13 protein-coding genes are annotated in these 12,641 nt (G+C 75.1%); 6 read left to right on the top strand and 7 right to left on the bottom strand.

What is annotated here, in order from left to right; translation table 11 throughout:
• The first annotated feature begins 41 nt into the window (after nt 1–41).
• Complete coding sequence (locus WIS52_RS09855) at nt 42–230, top strand: hypothetical protein (protein ID WP_349297823.1); 189 nt, start codon at nt 42–44, stop codon at nt 228–230.
• A 124-nt stretch (nt 231–354) separates the two neighbouring features.
• Here the strand turns inward: WIS52_RS09855 and WIS52_RS09850 are convergent, their stop codons facing one another.
• The 3 genes from WIS52_RS09850 to WIS52_RS09840 all read right to left on the bottom strand — a co-directional run bounded on the left by WIS52_RS09850 (nt 355) and on the right by WIS52_RS09840 (nt 6,050).
• Entirely contained in the window at nt 355–3,210 is a 2,856-nt protein-coding gene (locus tag WIS52_RS09850) for a putative bifunctional diguanylate cyclase/phosphodiesterase (protein WP_349297822.1), read from the bottom strand.
• Between the two features lie 320 nt (nt 3,211–3,530).
• On the bottom strand, nt 3,531–4,709 hold the full coding sequence (locus WIS52_RS09845; protein WP_349297821.1) for an NAD(P)-dependent malic enzyme: 1,179 nt from the start codon (nt 4,707–4,709) through the stop codon (nt 3,531–3,533).
• Between the two features lie 252 nt (nt 4,710–4,961).
• The gene (locus WIS52_RS09840; protein WP_349297820.1) at nt 4,962–6,050 is read right to left on the bottom strand and encodes a serine protease; all 1,089 of its coding nucleotides are present in this window, start codon (nt 6,048–6,050) and stop codon (nt 4,962–4,964) included.
• Between the two features lie 194 nt (nt 6,051–6,244).
• Here WIS52_RS09840 and WIS52_RS09835 point away from each other — a divergent pair, with 194 nt between their 5' ends.
• Both WIS52_RS09835 and WIS52_RS09830 read left to right on the top strand, forming a co-directional pair.
• A complete protein-coding gene (locus WIS52_RS09835; RefSeq protein WP_349297819.1) occupies nt 6,245–6,862 on the top strand; it encodes a histidine phosphatase family protein in 618 nt (205 codons plus the stop codon).
• A 15-nt stretch (nt 6,863–6,877) separates the two neighbouring features.
• Nucleotides 6,878–7,375 (top strand): GNAT family N-acetyltransferase, encoded by a 498-nt coding sequence (locus WIS52_RS09830; protein ID WP_379612041.1) that lies wholly within the window; start codon nt 6,878–6,880, stop codon nt 7,373–7,375.
• On the opposite strand, the gene WIS52_RS09825 is transcribed toward WIS52_RS09830, so the two are convergent.
• Nucleotides 7,372–7,800, bottom strand: a complete 429-nt coding sequence (locus WIS52_RS09825) for a hypothetical protein (protein ID WP_349297818.1) — start codon at nt 7,798–7,800, stop codon at nt 7,372–7,374. The two genes, WIS52_RS09830 and WIS52_RS09825, sit on opposite strands and share 4 nt — an antisense overlap.
• A 58-nt stretch (nt 7,801–7,858) precedes the next feature.
• Here WIS52_RS09825 and WIS52_RS09820 point away from each other — a divergent pair, with 58 nt between their 5' ends.
• Nucleotides 7,859–8,809: a diacylglycerol/lipid kinase family protein gene (locus tag WIS52_RS09820; RefSeq protein ID WP_349297817.1), complete on the top strand. Its 951-nt coding sequence runs from the start codon at nt 7,859–7,861 to the stop codon at nt 8,807–8,809.
• 431 nt (nt 8,810–9,240) lie between these two features.
• A complete protein-coding gene (locus WIS52_RS09815) occupies nt 9,241–9,492 on the top strand; it encodes a WhiB family transcriptional regulator (RefSeq protein WP_010225812.1) in 252 nt (83 codons plus the stop codon).
• A gap of 344 nt (nt 9,493–9,836) precedes the next feature.
• Here the strand turns inward: WIS52_RS09815 and WIS52_RS09810 are convergent, their stop codons facing one another.
• Nucleotides 9,837–11,360, bottom strand: a complete 1,524-nt coding sequence (locus tag WIS52_RS09810) for a sensor histidine kinase (protein ID WP_349297816.1) — start codon at nt 11,358–11,360, stop codon at nt 9,837–9,839.
• Nucleotides 11,361–11,455: 95 nt separating this feature from the next.
• On the opposite strand from WIS52_RS09810, the gene WIS52_RS31675 reads away from it, so the two are divergent.
• Nucleotides 11,456–11,530, top strand: coding sequence for a 50S ribosomal protein bL37 (locus tag WIS52_RS31675; protein WP_379612052.1), 75 nt, complete (start codon nt 11,456–11,458; stop codon nt 11,528–11,530).
• A 67-nt stretch (nt 11,531–11,597) separates the two neighbouring features.
• Here the strand turns inward: WIS52_RS31675 and rsrA are convergent, their stop codons facing one another.
• Together rsrA and WIS52_RS09800 are read right to left on the bottom strand one after the other, a co-directional pair.
• Nucleotides 11,598–11,957: a mycothiol system anti-sigma-R factor gene (gene rsrA, locus WIS52_RS09805; protein ID WP_349297815.1), complete on the bottom strand. Its 360-nt coding sequence runs from the start codon at nt 11,955–11,957 to the stop codon at nt 11,598–11,600.
• On the bottom strand, nt 11,954–12,604 hold the full coding sequence (locus WIS52_RS09800; protein ID WP_349297958.1) for a sigma-70 family RNA polymerase sigma factor: 651 nt from the start codon (nt 12,602–12,604) through the stop codon (nt 11,954–11,956). Before WIS52_RS09800 ends, rsrA begins: the two co-directional genes overlap by 4 nt.
• Between the last annotated feature and the right edge of the window lie 37 nt (nt 12,605–12,641).

Genomic DNA, 12,641 nt, shown 5'->3' with positions numbered 1-12,641 from the left:
CACCGCAGGTCCACACAGGACGCGCCCTCGGAGGCCGGCCCGTGAACGGCGACGTCTGGGCCGCACTCCATGCGGCGCGCGACCGGGACCTGCGGGTCGACGCCGCCGCGGAGCGGATCCGGCCGCGCCGCGGACGTGGGCTCCGGACCCTGCGCTGCTGGTACGCGCGTGCCTGGTGGGCGCTGCGTCCGCGCGCGGCGTCCTGGATCCCGGGGCTGTTCGAGACCTGAGACCGGCGAGGGCCGCAATCCCGCCGAGATGCAGCTCAGGGTCGCCGGGGAGCGCCTCCGGCGACCCTGAGCTGCATCTCGGTGGACCCGGGCGGATCGATCCGGCTCCCGGAACGCGCCCGGGTCACCAGACCTCGGGCGCGCCCCCGGCCGGGGTCACGGTGGCCGCCGGGGTCGGCAGTCCGCCGCCGCGCAGCACCCGGTGCAGGTCCTCCGGACGCAGCGACCGGGCGAACAGCCAGCCCTGGAACGCGTTGACCCCGAGCCCGCGCAGCACGTGGAACTGCTCGGCGGTCTCGACGCCCTCGGCGACGGTCGCCCGCCCCATCGCCTTCGCCACCTCGACGACCGCGCGGGCCAGCGCGAAGTCGGCCGGGTCGGTGCCGACGCCGGTGACGAACGCGCGGTCCACCTTCACCGTCTGCGCGGGCAGCTCCTTGAGCCGGGCCAGCGACGAGTAGCCGGTGCCGAAGTCGTCGACGGCGAACCGGACGCCGCGGTGCACCAGCTCGCTCATCGCCGCCAGCGCCGGGGCCGGGAGCGCGACGAGGCTGGTCTCCACGAGCTCGAGCACCAGCTGGTCCCAGCCCAGCCCGGAGCCGTCGACGACCGCGGTGACCTCGTCGAGGAAGGCCGGGTCGGCCGGCAGCAGCCCGGCCAGGTTGACCGCGACGGCGATCCGCTGCCCGTGCTGCGGCCAGGTCGCGGCCTCGGCGGCCGCGGTACGCAGCACCCAGAGGTCGAGCTCGCGCTGCAGCCCGGAGCGCTGGGCGACCGGCAGGAACTCGCCCGGCGAGATCTCCCCGTGCACCGGGTGCGACCAGCGCAGCAGCGCCTCGGCCGAGAGCACCGTGCCGTCCGGCCCGACGACCGGCTGGTACTCCAGGCGCAGCGCGTCGGCGGCGATCGCGGCGCGCAGCTCGGCCTCGAGCTCCAGCTGCCGCTGGGCCGGGCCGACGGTGCCGCTGTCGGCGACGGCGACGACGCCGCGGCCCCGCTGCTTGGCCTGGTGCATCGCGACCTCGGCCGAGCGGAGCAGGTCGTCGCCGCGCGGGGCGTGCGTCGGCACGGACTCGGGGGTGGCGACGCCGACCGAGGCGGTCAGCGTGACCGGGCTGCCGGCGACGGTGACGCTGCCGCGCAGCAGGTCCGCGACCGTCGCGGCGAGCATCTGCGGGCCGCCCACCTCGGTCACGTCGGCACACACGACGGCGAACTCGTCGGCGGACAGCCGGCCCGCGACGCAGCCGTGCGGCAGCTCCCGCTGCAGCCGGGCGGCCAGCTCGACGAGCAGGGTGTCGCCGGCCTCGTGGCCCAGCCCGGTGTTGACCCGGGCGAAGTCGTCGACGTCGCCGCAGACGACGGCGACCCGGCGGGAGTCGGCACCGGCGAGCAGCCGGTCGGCGTGCTCCAGCAGGCCCGCCCGGTTCGGCAGCCGGGTCAGCGGGTCGACGCTGTTCGCCTCACGGAGCACGTCGGCCGCGCGCCGGCGCTCGCCGACGTCGGTGACCACCAGCAGCCAGAACGGGCGGCCGTCGTCGGACGGCGCGGCGTTGACGACGACCTCGCAGTCCACCCGGGTGCCGTCGGCGCGCAGCAGCGGCAGCGACTCGATCCGGTAGGTCGGCTCCGGGTGCGACGGGTCGCGCAGCCAGTCGGGCAGCCCGCCCTTCGTGTTCGACTGCGGCTCGGCGGACAGCGCGCGGGCCGGGACGCCCCGCAGCACCTCGAGGTCCGCGTCGAGCAGCTGGCACAGCGCCGGGTTCGCGTCGACGATCCGGCCGCGGCCGTCGAGCATGGCGACACCGGTGGTGATGGTGGCGACGAGGTCGGCGAACCGCTGCCCGGAGCGCTGCGCCCGGGACTCGGCGCGGCGCCGGTCGCTGACGTCCTGCACGGTGCCGATCAGCCGCAGCGGCGCGCCGCCGGGGGTGCGGTCGATCCGGGTCCGGCAGGACAGCACCGGGCCGGGCGCGCCCGGGGTGCCGGTGCCGGGACGGATCTCCGACGCGTGCGCGGCCTGGACCGCCGACAACGCCTCGTCGGACACCTCGCCGGGTCCGCGGCGCAGCATCCGGCAGACCCGTTCCACCTGCTCGCCCTCGATCGGGCCGTCCGGGCCGTCCGGGCGCACGCCCAGTCCCTTGTAGAGCTCGACCAGGCCCTCGCTGCGGGTCAGTGTCCCGGCCTGCAGATCGAACGTCCACGTCCCCGAGCGGGTGGCCCGCTCCAGGTCCAGCGCGGGCGCCTCGTCGGACGGCGCCGGCGCGGCGTCCGGGAACGCGGTGAGCAGGACGACGGTCCGCTCCCCCTGCGGCCAGCGCACGACGCGGACCCGGGCCAGCCGCCGGTCGGCGCGGACCAGCCGGGCGTCGGAGTCCGGGCCGACGAGCAGCTGCGGCAGCTTCATGCCGGTCGGGTCGGCGGACCCGGCCAGCCGGCGCAGCGCCGCGTTGGTGTGCAGCACGATGCCCGACGAGTCGCAGACCAGCGCCGGCGAGGGCGGGAGCTGCACCGCGAAGTGGTCGGCCCGCGGGGTGTCCTCGGTGGACTCCGGCCCGGCGTGCCGGCCGGCGGCCTCGGTGGGGGCGCCGGGACCGATGGTCCCCGGCCCCGCCGGGTCGGGGTCGGCCGGGGCATGGGCGAGCCGGCGGTCGATCGGGTCCTCCCGGACGGTGTCGGGGGCGGCCGGGGCGTCGGGCAGCCCGGGACCCGCGGTCGCGGCACCGGCGGTCCGCGCCACGGGTGACGGGCGCGGCCGGGTCCCCTTGGTGCCGCCCGGCCCCGCGAACGCCCGCGCGAGGTCGTCGGCGAGGTGGCCGGCGCGGTGCGCGGCGTCGATGCGCTCACGTGCGGCGACCGTGTCGGCCGGCGCCTCGGTGTGGCCCTGCGGGTGCTCGCCCCGCTCGGCCTCCGGGTCGTCGAAGACGCCACGGGACGCACCGCCCTGGCGGTGCCCCGCCGGTTCGATCTCGCCCACGCCGACCTCCGTTCTGTGCGGCAGTTCCACCCGGCCCAACGAGCCACCGGGGCGAGCGATCCGGCGCGGTAACCCGATCGAGCCACAATGCACAGTGGGTGATGAGGCCGTTCAGCGCAAGATCAATACTCCGGGTCGCGCCCGTCGTTGGCGAGACACCCTCGCCGGTGGACGAAGGGTGCCCCGCGGACGCCGAGCGGCCTCCGAGAAGTTGACCGACAGTATTCGACCGCTCACAGCGTGACGCGCCGTTCGGCGCACCACCCTGTCGCACACGTTTCGTGACCGGCTCTGCGGCGCGCGTGACACCCGGGCGTGTCTCACGCCGGGGGCGCGACACCCTCGTCGACCGCGGCGCGTGCCACCGCGGCGGCCACCGCGGGGGCCACCCGCGCGTCGAAGGGCCCCGGGACGATCGCCGACGGGGACAGCCCCTCGCTCGCGACGTCCGCGATCGCGCCGGCGGCGGCGAGCAGCATCCGGTCGGTGATCCGCCGGGCGCCGGCGTCCAGGGCGCCCCGGAAGATCCCCGGGAACGCCAGCACGTTGTTGATCTGGTTCGGGAAGTCGCTGCGCCCGGTGGCCACGATCGCCGCGTGCCGGGCGGCGACGTCCGGGTGGACCTCCGGGTCCGGGTTGGACAGCGCGAACACCATGCCGTCCGGGGCCATCGTGGCGAGCAGCTCCGGCGGCACCGTGGACCCGGACAGCCCGACGAACACGTCCGCCCCGGCCAGCGCCTCGGCGATCCCGCCGGTCACCCCGCGCGGGTTGGTCACGGCGGCCAGCTCGGCCTTCACCCCGCCCCGGCCGGCGTCGACGACACCGCGGGAGTCCAGCAGGACCACGTCCGCCGCACCGGCCGCGAGCAGGATCCGCGCGCACGCGATCCCGGCCGCGCCCGCCCCGGAGATCACCACCCGCAGGTCGGGCAGCGCGCGCTCCTGCACCGCACAGGCCCCGCGCAGCGCCGCCAGCAGCACGACGGCGGTGCCGTGCTGGTCGTCGTGCATGACCGGGCAGTCCAGCGCCTCGATCAGCCGGCGTTCCAGCTCGAAGCAGCGCGGCGCGGAGACGTCCTCCAGGTTGACCGCACCGAAGGTCGGCCGCAGCCGCACCAGGGTCTCGACGATCTCGTCGACGTCGGTGGTGTCGAGCACCAGCGGGATCGAGGCCAGCCCGGCGAACGAGGAGAACAGCGCCGACTTGCCCTCCATGACGGGCAGCGCGGCGCGCGGGCCGATGTCGCCGAGCCCGAGCACCGCGGTCCCGTCGCTGACCACCACGACCAGCCGGTGTGCCCAGGTGTAGCGGGCGGCGAGGGCGGCGTCGTCGGCGATGGCGCGGCAGACGTCGGCGACACCGGGGGTGTAGGCGATCGACAGGTCCCGGGCGTCGGCCAGCGGGGTCGTCGTGCGGGTGGCGAGCTTGCCGCCCTCGTGCGCCTCGAACACCTCGTCCCGGGTGGGGGTGGTGGTCCGGTCCTGGGCGAGCGTCATCCATGACTCCTGCGGGAGAAGGTGCGGGGTCGGCGCCGTACGCGGCGCCTGCCGTTGCACCGGAGGTGACGGGTTGTCGTCGACCGGATCGCGGTGCCTCCACGGCCATCCCGCCTGAGGTACGGGCCGGATGCGGCGCCGCGGCGGGACTCGGCTGTCGGGTGCGCGGGGAGTCTAACCAGGAGATCGACTCCGCCGGCCGTCCCCGGGCCCGCCAGTGGTGGCCGGCACAGAACGGGCGTACTGCGCTCCCTACCGCAACGGGGAGGGCGTCATCGTCGGCAGCGGCGCGCTCGTCGCCGGGTCGCGCGGCGCCTCGGTCCTCGGCTGCGCCCCGGGGGTGAAGGGCGCCGTGCCGGGCACCAGCTCGACGTCGCCGACCGCGTCGGACTCCGCGGCGTAGCGCAGCGCGGTGGCGATGTCGGCGACACCGTTGGTGTTGGTCGGCAGCATCAGGCTGGACAGGACACCGAACGCGCGACCGTCTGCGTCCAGGTAGCCGGCGCCGGAGTCGCCCGGGACGCCCGGCGGGACGGTCGCGACGACGTGGCTGAACGGCCCCTCGGTCCGGCCGAAGCTCACCCCCTCCTTGTAGGGCGTCTCGGTGAGCTGGTTCGGCTGGTAGCTGTAGACCGGCTCGCCGCCCGAGGTGCCGCCGGTCGCCAGCCCGGTGGGACCGCCGAAGCCGGGCACCGTCGGGTCGGCGACGGCCGCCGCCGCGGCGTCCAGCTCGATCAGCGCGAAGTCGTTGTACTGGCACACCCGGGGGTCGGTCTCGCCCCGGGCCTGCATCTCCGCCCACGAGTTGTAGGCCAGCGTGCCGCCGTAGGCGACCCCGTCCCGGCCGCGGATCGCGATCTCGGTGCCCAGCGGCAGCACCTGCTCGGTGCAACCGTCCACCGAGGACCGGTTCGACGCCGCGGAACAGTGCGCGGCCGTCCCGAGGTAGACCGGCGCGGCCGGGTCGGCGACCTCCGCCCCCGCGCCGTCCCCGCCGTCGTCCACACGGCCGTCGGACCGTGCGGTCCCGGTGTAGAGGAAGTTCGCGGTGCAGAGCTCGAGCGCGTCCACCCCGACCGGCGTCACCACGAGCACGCCGGGCCCGATCGCCCCGAGGTCCTGCAGCTCCGCGGCCGTCGCCACCGTCTCCGACCCGTCCGGGGCCGGGCCCGGAGCCGCCGGGGCCGGGGTGGCTCCGTCGGCCGTCCCCGTCCCGGCCGATGCGGCGCCGGCGACCGGGGCGAGCAGCGCCGCGGTGACCGCCAGGCCGACGGCGGCGCCGAGCCCGGCGAGACGGCGGCCGGTGCGGCGGGTGGCGGGCACGGCGAACGGGCGCGACATGGCACTCCTCGGGAAGCGGGCGGGCTCTACGCGTCGGGCGACCGCTGCGATCAGACCCGACGGCGCGACCAACGAGGCCGTATCGCAAACGGTGATGCCCCGGGCGGGTGGAAGGTCGACCCGGCCGGGCGACCCGGCGCCGGTCCGGTCTCGCGGACCCCGGCGCGGCCGTGCGGCCGCTAACGTCGCCGATCGTGACCATCGATCCCGAACACACCCCGTCCGGCCGGATCATCCTGCTCCGGCACGGCGAGACCGAGTGGTCGGCGAACGGGCGCCACACCGGGCGCACCGACATCGAGCTCACCGACGACGGCCGGGCCACCGCCCGCCGGGTCCCCGCCTCGCTCGCGCTGGTCCGGCACGACGCCCCGCCCGCCCGGGTCCTCTGTTCCCCGCGCACGCGCGCGAGGGACACCGCCGCGATCGCCGGGCTGGCCGTCGACGCCTACGACGAGCGGCTCGGCGAGTGGGACTACGGCGAGCAGGAGGGCCTGACCACCCCGGAGATCCGGGAACGCCTGCCGGGCTGGACGATCTGGACCGGCCCGTGGCCGGGCGGCGAGACACCGGACGAGGTGTCGGCCCGCGCGGACGCGGTGCTGACCGAGGTGCGCGCCGACCTGGAGCGCGGCGACGTGATCCTGGTCGGGCACGGGCACTTCTCCCGGGTGCTGACCGTCCGGTGGATCGGGCTGGCCGCCACCGCCGGGGTGCACGTGCGGTTGGATCCGGCCGGGGTGACGGTGCTCGGGTTCGAGCGCGGTGTGCCGCGGCTGGACCACGTCAACCAGCGCCCCACCCGTGACTAGAGGAGGAGACACCCCGTGACCGGCGTCCGTCCCGCCCGCCCCGACGACGTGCCCGCGATGGTGCGGCTGGTCCACGAGCTCGCCGACTACGAGAAGGCCGCCGACGAGTGCGGCCTCACCGAGGCGCAGCTGCACGCCGCGCTGTTCGGCCCGGACCCGTCGGCCGGTGCCCTGGTGGCGACGGCGGACGCCGCCGTCGTCGGCGTGGCCATCTGGTTCCGCACCTTCTCCACCTGGGAGGGCGTCGCCGGGATGCACCTGGAGGACCTCTACGTCTCCCCCGCGCACCGCGGCGACGGGCACGGTGCCCGGCTGCTCGCCGGGCTGGCGGCCGAGTGCACCCGCCGCGGCTGGGCCCGCCTGGAGTGGAACGTGCTGGACTGGAACACCCCGGCGATCGGCTTCTACCGGTCGATCAGCGCCGCCCCGGTCGACGGCTGGACGACCTACCGGCTCACCGGCGGTCCGCTCGCCGGCCTGGCCGCGCGAGCGGGCGCCCAGGGCACGCCCTAGTCCTCCGGGTACTCGTCGCCCATCGACCAGCGGCGGGACTGCTCGCTGATCAGCAGCAGGAACGTCAGCACCACGAACAGCCCGCAGACGATGCCCCACAGCAGCTGGCCGGACGGCCCGATCACGCTGTAGACCACCGGGAGCAGCAGCAGCTGCACGACGATCGCCGGGGTGCGGCACCCGTGGACGCCCCGGAACAGGCCGTACCCGAGACCGACGACGGCCCCGCCCAGCAGCAGGAAGATGCCCGACTCGGCCAGGCCGTAGTACACCCGGGCGCCATCGGCACCGACCGCCCGCACCCCGAGCACGACGGCGACGACCACCCCGGTCAGCCCCTGCAGCCCGACCAGTACCCCGGCCACCCGCACGTTCTCCGGCACCGGCTCCCGGGTCGGCGTGCCCTTCTCCCGCTCCTCGGCCACGGGACCGAGGATAGGCGGGGTCGGGGACCGGCCCGCACCCGATCGTTAGAGTCGGCGCGTGCGCGCGCTGCTCGTGGTCAACCCGCAGGCCACGTCCACCACCGCCGCCGGACGGGACGTGCTGACCAAGGCCCTGGCCAGCGAGCTGAAGCTCGAGGTGCTGCAGACCCGCTACCGGGGGCACGCCGCGGAGGCCACCGCGGCGGCCGTCGCCGACGGCGTCGCCCTGGTCGTGGCGCTCGGCGGCGACGGCACGGTCAACGAGGTCGTCAACGGCCTGCTCGCCGCCCAGACCGGCACCGGCAGCGGCGCGCCCCGGCCGGACCCGGACGGCACGGCCATGCTCGCCGTCGTCCCCGGCGGGTCGGCGAACGTGTTCGCCCGCGCGCTGGACATGCCCCGCGACCCGGTCGAGGCGACCGGCCAGGTGCTGACGGCGCTGGCGCAGCGGCGACGCCGGCTGGTCGGCCTCGGGCACGCCGACGACCGCTGGTTCACCTTCAACGCCGGGATGGGGTGGGACGCCGAGGTCGTCGCGGCGGTGGAGCGGGCCCGGGCGCTGGGGTACGAGGCCAGTCCCGGCCGGTACGCGATGACCGCGTTCGCCCAGTACGTCGCCCAGCTGCGCCGGCCGCCGTCGATGACGGTCGAGCTGCCCGGCGCCGCGCCGCTGGAGGGCGTGCGGCTGGCGTTCGTCTCCAACACCGACCCGTGGACCTACCTGTCGGGCCGGGCGGTCCGGACGAACCCGCGCTCGTCGTTCGGCAGCGGGCTGGGGCTGTTCGCGCTGACCGGGCTCGGACCGCGGACCATCGCGACGACATTGCGGCAGATGCTCGCTCCGGACGGTGACCCGCACGGCCGGCACGTCGTGCGGCAGGACGCGGTATCGCAGGTCAGGATCACCTCGGACCGGCCACTGGCACTGCAGCTCGACGGTGACCACCTGGGTGAGCGGACCGATGTGGAATTCCTCTCCGTGCCCGGAGCGTTACGGGTCGTCGTGTGAAAGGTGCTGTTCGTCGCACCCCGTGCGGGCGCTCTCACACGCCGGAGTGAGCAACCCCGCCATTCACCGATGTGAGCGGACCGTCGGTCCCGTTGGGGCTTACACGACTCCGAAGCGGTGATCCAAGGTGGTCCCTACGCAAGCAGCTAGATCACGGGCGACGGAGCCCGGGTGTTCGGTGCGACACACGATTCGGGTGGCCGGATCGGTGTCGGACGGGGACACTGGTCGGCGGGGCACACCGGCCGGGGCTTCGAGAAGTCCCGGGCTTCCGGCTGCCGTGGGCGGATGTAAGAGCGCTCACGGATCCGACGAGCAGTTTCCCATTGAGGACCGCGCGGGCTCGTGAAAGTATTCACAAGCTCTGCGAAACACCAGCGAAACATGACGATCGGCGCGACCCCGATCGCGCACCAGAGGAGTAAGCAATCATGGACTGGCGTCACGACGCGATCTGCCGCGACGAGGACCCCGAGCTCTTCTTCCCGGTCGGCACCAGCGGCCCCGCGCTGATGCAGATCGCGGAGGCCAAGAGCGTGTGCCGGCGTTGCCCGGTCACCGAGTCCTGCCTCCAGTGGGCTCTCGAGTCCGGTCAGGACGCGGGAGTCTGGGGCGGTATGAGCGAGGACGAGCGGCGCGCCCTGAAGCGGCGCAGCACCCGTCCGCGCGCACACACCGCCTGAGGAGCCTCCGGGCACCTCGCCGCCGCAGCGGAGAGACAGAAGAAGTAACAGCTCCCCCGACCTCGGGCCCGTAGCCGGACGCCACCGGATACGGGCCCGAGGTGTGTCCGGGGTGATCTGCCACCCCGGGTGCGACCGTCCACCACGGTGCCGGCGCGACCACGGCACCGGGATCAACGGTCACGGATCGAGCGTATCCCCTGCCCCTCGGGCCTCTCCCCACGCCCCGGGTCACCCGCAGTGACGGCTGTGTGCGCTCCGCCGCACCGGGCCGACCGCCCAGGGACGAACGCACCACTCGCCCGTCACCCCGGGCTCCCGCCCGACCGGCCGCCCGCAGCGGCTCAGGAACCGCCCAGCGGTACCCGGACGGCGGCGACCGTGCCGCCGCCGTCCCGCGCCGAGACCGCGATCGTCGCCTCCAGCTCCGAACGCAGCAGCGTGCGCACGATCTGCAGCCCGAGCCCCTTCGAGGTCTCGAAGTCGAAGTCCGCCGGCATCCCGTGACCGTCGTCGGCCACCGACACCTCCAGCCGGCTCGCCGAGCGCTTGGGGCTGACCAGCACCTCGCCGGCCGCGCCCGGGTCGTAGGCGTGCGCCAGCGCGTTGTGCACCAGCTCGGCCAGCACCAGCACCAGCGGCGTCGCCTTCTCCGCCGGCAGCGCGCCGAACCCGGTCCGCACCCGGACCCGGGCCCGGGACTCCGCGGTCGCCCCGTCCCGGATCGCCGGCAGCACCTTGGGCAGCAGCTCGTCGAGCTCCACGACCTCGGCGACCGAGTAGGCCAGCGCCTCGTGCACGTGCGCGATCGAGGTGACCCGACGGACCGACTCCTCCAGGGCCCGGCTCGCCTCCGGGTGCTCGCTGCGGCGGGCCTGCAGCCGCAGCAGCGCCGCCACCGTCTGCAGGTTGTTCTTCACCCGGTGATGGATCTCCCGGATGGTGGCGTCCTTGGACAGCAGCGCCTCGTCGCGGCGGCGAAGGTCGGTGACGTCGCGGACCAGGACCAGCGCCCCGGCGGCGTCCCCGCGCGGGCGCAGCGGCATCGCCCGCACCAGCATCGTCGCCCGGCGCCCGCGGATCTCCATCCGGGTCGACGGGCTGCCGCCGAGCGCGTCGGTGATCCGGGTGGCGACCTCCTTGGCGTCGAACGGGTCGAGCACCAGCGCCTTGGTCGTCGCCGCCAGGTCCCCGCCGGCGACGTCGCTGGCGTGCCCCATCCGGTGGTAGGCCGACAGCGCGTTGGGGCTGGCGTAGGCCACGTTGCCGTGCACGTCGAGCCGGACCAGGCCGTCCCCGGCGCGCGGGCTGCCCTCGGCGCTGCCGGGCGGTCCGGACTGCGGCGGGAACGTCCCGTCGACGATCATCTGGCACAGGTCCGACGCGCTGCCCAGGTAGGCGATCTCCAGCGGGCTCGGCACCCGGGGCGTCGACAGGTTGGTGTCGCGGGACAGCACCGCCACCGTCCGGCCCTTGTAGCGCACCGGGATCGTCTCCCGGCGGACCGGCACCTCCAGGTGCCAGCGCGGGTCGTCGTCGCGGCAGATCCGGCCCTCCAGCACCGCCCGGCGCAGCTGCCCGACCTCGACGGGGACCGCGCGGCGGCCGACGACGTCGTCCGGGTGCGCGGTCGGCGCCGTCGTCGGACGGGCCTGCGCGACGCAGAGGAACTGCGCGGTCGCCGCCCGCGGGGCGCCGTCGTCGGGGTGGTCCGGGGCGTGCAGGTCGTCGAGCGGCACCCACAGCAGGAAGTCGGCGAACGACATGTCCGCCAGCAGTTGCCACTCGCCCACCACCCGCTGCAGGTGGTCGGCGGTCTCGCCGTCCATGGTCGTGTGCTCGGCGAGCAGCTCGCTCAGCGTGGTCACGATCGCCCATCCCATCACATGCGAGAATCGACGCCACGCGCTCCCGTGAACCGGCGGGCCTGCGCGCGAAGCCGAGTGAGACAAGGAGGCCCAGCATGTCGAAGCGTGCCCGCAAGCGCCGCGACCGCGGGAAGAACAAGGCGAACCACGGCAAGAAGCCGAACACCTGAGTCGCCGCACCAGACGCCGAGAGGGCGGGCACCGGATCCCCGGTGCCCGCCCTCTCGCACGTCCGGTTCAGGCCTCGCGGCGGTGGACCTCGGTGCGGCGGTGGGACACCGACACGCTGGTTCCCTCCGGCCCGGACTCGACCGTCACCTGCGCCTGTTCCAGCACCGCGGAGCGGATCTGCGTGCGCAGCCGGTCCTTGAGCGACTCCGGCGCGGCCTCGCCACCGCACTTGCGGGCCAGCAGCGCCTTGAGCTTCTCGTCGATGCCGTACTCGGCCAGGCACGGGGCGCACTCGTCGAGGTGCTGCTGCAGCACCTGGCGGCGGTCCGGGTCGCACTCGCGGTCCAGGAACATCCAGACCTCGGCCAGCACCTCGCCGCAGCCGGTGGTGTCGCCGGCGAGCGGGTTCTGCTCGTGCGTGCTCACGACGCGGTCACCTCCTGCTCACCCCGGTCGCCGCCGCGGGCGAACCCGCGCTCGCGCGCGACGTCGGTCAGCATGTCGCGCAGCTGCCGACGGCCCCGGTGCAGCCGCGACATGACGGTGCCGATCGGGGTGCCCATGATCTCGGCGATCTCCTTGTAGGCGAACCCCTCGACGTCGGCCAGGTACACCGCCATCCGGAAGTCCTCCGGCAACGCGGACAGCGCCTCCTTGACCTGGTCGTCCGGCAGCGCGTCCAGCGCCTCCACCTCGGCCGAGCGCAGCCCGGTCGAGCTGTGCTCGCCGGCCTGGGAGAGCTGGTAGTCGGTGATCTCGTCGGTCGGCGCCTGCAGCGGCTGACGCTGCCGCTTGCGGTAGCCGTTGATGTAGGTGTTGGTGAGGATCCGGTACAGCCACGCCTTGAGGTTCGTGCCGCGCCGGAACGACCCGAACGCCGAGTAGGCCTTCAGGAACGTCTCCTGCACCAGGTCCTCGGCGTCCGACGGGTTGCGAGTCATCCGCAGCGCCGCGCCGTAGAGCTGGTCGAGCAGCGGCATCGCGTCCCGCTCGAAGCGGGCGGTGCGCTCCTCGACGCCTTCGTCGGTGGGCGCGCGGTTGCCCTCGGCGTCGGCCGCGCCGACGTCCTGCACCGGCTGTCCGTCCGCGTCGCGGGTGGCGCGAGCCTCG

Source organism: Pseudonocardia nematodicida, from assembly GCF_040105385.1.
Taxonomy (GTDB): domain Bacteria; phylum Actinomycetota; class Actinomycetes; order Mycobacteriales; family Pseudonocardiaceae; genus Pseudonocardia; species Pseudonocardia nematodicida.
The sequence above is the reverse complement of the archived record's forward strand: the minus strand, read 5'-3'. Positions and strand labels throughout refer to the sequence as shown.

What these genes read in the sequence shown, in the direction of transcription:
- WIS52_RS09845 (WP_349297821.1), bottom strand. Translation starts at nt 4,709, where the DNA reads ATGACGCTCGCCCAGGACCGGACCACCACCCCCACCCGGGACGAGGTG.
- WIS52_RS09815 (WP_010225812.1), top strand. Translation starts at nt 9,241, where the DNA reads ATGGACTGGCGTCACGACGCGATCTGCCGCGACGAGGACCCCGAGCTC.
- WIS52_RS09840 (WP_349297820.1), bottom strand. Translation starts at nt 6,050, where the DNA reads ATGTCGCGCCCGTTCGCCGTGCCCGCCACCCGCCGCACCGGCCGCCGT.